Raw genomic sequence first — 4,071 nt, 5'->3', positions numbered from 1 at the left:
ATAAAATACGGCAAACAATATGATGAAGGTGGCTATAAATTTTATTACCGGATTTTTCACATTCAATAAATTAATGATACCATGCTTTAATTTTTATGCTGGCGCTGCAATTCATATAGTTTGGCATCAATCAGGAACCTGAACCAAAATCCCTGCAGAAAATGAAATATAAAACCTGTTTTTCCATCTAAAAAACCAAATTTCAGAAAATACCTGATCATAAAATACAGTACCGGCCTTACAAACAGCGGGAATGACTCGTATCTCTTTTTCATATACCGTCTTCGTTCCATCGGGTTGCCAAGCAGCCTGGGTTTAACCAATTGGGTGGTATCATTGTTTGCAAGCTTTTTTTGAGTAAACAAATATTGCGCTTCGAGTGTGGCCCAATGGTTATGACGTATAATAAACGTATTGATAGAATCGGTAATAATATCTATAATATCGTTTTTGAGTACCTGTGTTTTACCGGCGACCATAAAATGCTGATCATATAATTTTTCTTCGCAAATGCCACATCCCCTCCTGAACAGGTTAGCATGATAAGTAGGATAGTGACCGCCATGCCTGATCCATTTATTCATAAACAAAGTTCGGCGGCTTATTAAAAAGCCATTGATATCAGCAGGTATAGCATTGCTGAATAGCATGTTCAGCTCATTTGCCAGCCCTTCAGTAACACGATGGTCGGCATCCAGGTTAAGTATCCATGCTGCTTCGAGAGGTAAATTTTTGAGAGCCCAGTTTCTTTGGGCTGCATAATTTTCAAATGGATGATTGTAAATATGGGCTGTAAAGTTTTGACATATAGTTAAAGTGTTATCAGTAGAGCCCGAATCGACAATAAATATTTTCGCGTTTAACGCCGACAGGCTTTGCAGGCAGGCCTCAATATTCTTTTCTTCGTTAAAAGTTAAAATTACTACCTCAAGGCTTTCGGACATTACAAATTTGATTTGATGATCATCGATTTCCAGAAGTAGGGTATACGACCGCAACCTTTAAAATCACTTACCTTAAAGCCATGTTCATTCAATATTGCCGATAACGTTTTAACCGACCAAAGTTTAATATGCCCTCCCTGCCATAACGGGCTCATGTGCGTATCCCATTTATTAAATAAACTGATAAACAGGTTTTTTAAATAGCCATGATAAGGCGTTGATAAAATAAGCTGACCATTGGTTTCGCTCAATACCGCTTTACAAAGGCCGATGAACGAGTATGGATTATATAGATGTTCTATCACTTCTGTTGAAATGATGGTATCAAAAGGTAAATTGCTTATTTGCTGGGGTAAGCCTCCACTTGCCAGGTCCTGTATAAAAAAACGGCCGGCATTTGTTTTATTGGCTATTGCAATGCCTTGTTCTGAAGCATCAATTCCATAAGCATCAAACCCTTGAGAGATCAGGTAGTTTACAAAATAACCATTACCACAGCCTAAATCAAGTATACAACGGTTGTTAGTTTTGTTAAGCAGCGAAAGAAGTGGTTGCTGCATATAATCAAATGCATGGCAAGGATTGTCATTAGGGTATCCATATTCCTGGTATACTGTCATATTGATATAATTTGCTGATACATGTTCAGGTATTGTTTTGTTAACCGGTTCTCATCAAAATCACTTCGTATGGTTGTGGGAGCTGTATTTCTGATGTGGATCAGATCGGGCTGCTGATTTGCTATGCTGTTAATAGCCCCGCTAATTGACAGCGGGTTGCTCTGGCATATCCAGCCCAAATTATTTTTTTGTACATAACCGGCTAAGCCAACCCCCTCACTTATGAGTACTGCTGTACCTACACTTAGGCTTTCAATAACCGCGTTGCCAAAATTTTCATCGTATGATGGCAGTATGAAAAGATCATGCTGTTGCAGGAGGTCAAATTTGGCTTCGTTAACAAAGCCTGTCCAGGTAATTTTATCACCAACACCGATTTTGATTGCTAATGATCTTAAATCATTAATATAAGCATCAGTGCCGGTACCGGCAATAGTAAGATGAAAAGGAATTTTTACCGTGCTAAGGGCATTGAGCAAGATGTCGAGGCCTTTTTTTTCTTCAATACGAGAAAAGAAAATTAATTTTAATAAGGAAGATGCTCTGTGACCAACAGAAGGCTGACAAACAGCAAGTTTTACAAAATTAGGTATGTTGGTAATGCTTTTTGGGGTAAGTACATTATTGACCGCTTCATTTTCTCTGTTTGATGTTACATGAAAGTGGCATCGTTTTAATAAGGACTTGCTCAATAACTCATGTATAAGTAATTTGACCTTTCTGTTTTTATTTTGAAATGAATAAGGACTTAAAGTACCCCTGGCCGAAACCATTACAGGAACATGGCGCCATACAGCTATCAGGCAGGATAATACAGAAACCAAATTCCACCACGCATGGATATGGATGACATCATATTCTTTAGCGGTTTTCCAAACTGTTTTTAACAGGTGAGGTGAAAAGTGAGTGTGATCTTTAGTGATGCGTTTAAAATAAGTGACGGTTACATTATCAATATTTACGGTATGGTTAGGATTTACATCAAGTTCGTCCAGTCCATTAGCGGTTGTGGTGTACATACTAATTTCACAACCGGCCTTTACCAGGTGCTCACATAACATAGATACCGACATGATTGGCCCTCCATAAATAAAGGCTGGTTTATAAGAAGCCGAGATCTGTAAAATTTTCAAATCTTTTGCAAAATGTTTGTCGCGGTAAGTATTTTATGGATGATTAGCATAGTGATATAGCTCCAGAATACCGTATTGATGATAAACTCAAAACTGATGCCCCGCCACATAATTTGAAACAATCCGCTAAAAATAAGCGCAGTTCCTAAAATATATCCGCCAAAAAGCCTTTCAGCCTTAAGTGCGATTAGCTGTGCTATTGCGCCATAAGCAAACAGACATAGAAATATGCCTAATGCTCCTCCCGAAAGATAAGCATCAACCACAAATGCGGGTTTGGCAGATACTTTTGATAACCTGTTAACAACCCCGGCGTCATAAACACGCTCCATGATCAGCTCTTCGGTACTGGGTTTGGATGGCCAGAATATCCGTGGAACTATCGCTATTCCGGACTGCTTGAGCAAGGTAAAACCATAATAATCTACTTGTTTTGGGGTAGACTGAACAAACTTGATAAACATATCAATTTCACTTAACCGGTTAATTAAAAAGCCCCAGTTTGAGTCGTCTTCGTCCGAATCCCTGTTTAATGTTGCGTCTAACGCTATTTGTCCGGCTTCACTCGCATCACTATCACCTGACCATGCATTTTGCCGAAAAACGCGGTTATAAGTAGGTAAAAGCATAAATAGTAACAATAACAAGGGAATAAAAGTAAATGCCACTACTTTTTTATAGCTGGGGTATAGAAAAATGCCCAGCACAAGTACGCTGATAATAATAGGTTCTTTAAACCCGGAAAGGAGCGACTGGTAAAAATTAAAGCAGTAAAAACCAAGGCATATCAAGGTATTTCCAATTTTCTTAAGCGGAATAGCAAATGCCAGTGCCAATGTGCCTGCGATAAAGCTAAGAGAGTTTAACTGATAATAAAATTGCGATAAACCCGGAATTTTTAAAAAGAAAATTGAAACAGGGAAGCTGACTATAGCAAATAACATTAACAGGTTGGCCAGTTTTTGTGTTTCGATGTGATACTGCTTTTTAACCGGATAATCCATAAAGATCAGGATCCCAAAAACAAGAGCGGCATGTCCTAAACAATAGTAACGCTGGCATTGTGCGGTGAGTAATAACTTTTCATGATCAACCAAAACAAAACTTGTGTGTTTAAAGTTTTCGTACCCCATTACATCCATAAAATAAAATATGGATGTACAGGCCATATATCCAGCAAAAATTATCTGCACTAAAAAGATAGGCCGCATTAATTGCCCGCCCATGCTCCTGTCGGTAGGTATGGGTTTTATCCAGCCGCTTAAAGAAAGATAGAATATAAGGAATGATCCAAGCCAGGCAATAAAGTATGATAATACAGCATCATTCATTAACAAAAGTGAAAGTGCCCAGGGCAGGAATAATACAATGAAC

Annotated in this window: 4 protein-coding genes; all 4 read right to left on the bottom strand. The window is 38.4% G+C overall.

Features of this window, described 5'->3' with window-relative positions; genetic code table 11:
* Positions 1 to 86: 86 nt before the first annotated feature.
* Positions 87 to 944 (bottom strand): glycosyltransferase family 2 protein, encoded by an 858-nt coding sequence (locus AC1DRQ_RS29850; RefSeq protein WP_477429517.1) that lies wholly within the window; start codon positions 942 to 944, stop codon positions 87 to 89.
* The gene (locus AC1DRQ_RS29845; RefSeq protein WP_477429515.1) at positions 944 to 1,564 is read right to left on the bottom strand and encodes a class I SAM-dependent methyltransferase; all 621 of its coding nucleotides are present in this window, start codon (positions 1,562 to 1,564) and stop codon (positions 944 to 946) included. Before AC1DRQ_RS29845 ends, AC1DRQ_RS29850 begins: the two co-directional genes overlap by 1 nt.
* A complete protein-coding gene (locus AC1DRQ_RS29840) occupies positions 1,561 to 2,697 on the bottom strand; it encodes an XrtY-associated glycosyltransferase XYAG1 (RefSeq protein WP_477429513.1) in 1,137 nt (378 codons plus the stop codon). The genes AC1DRQ_RS29845 and AC1DRQ_RS29840 overlap by 4 nt, the downstream gene beginning before the upstream one ends.
* The coding region (locus AC1DRQ_RS29835) for an exosortase Y-associated Wzy-like protein (RefSeq protein ID WP_477429511.1) at positions 2,694 to 4,071 on the bottom strand (1,378 nt) is incomplete at its 5' end. The genes AC1DRQ_RS29835 and AC1DRQ_RS29840, both read right to left, overlap by 4 nt.

Source organism: Mucilaginibacter sp. P4_E8 (genome assembly GCF_056401495.1).
This window is presented reverse-complemented; position numbering and strand designations above follow the sequence as displayed.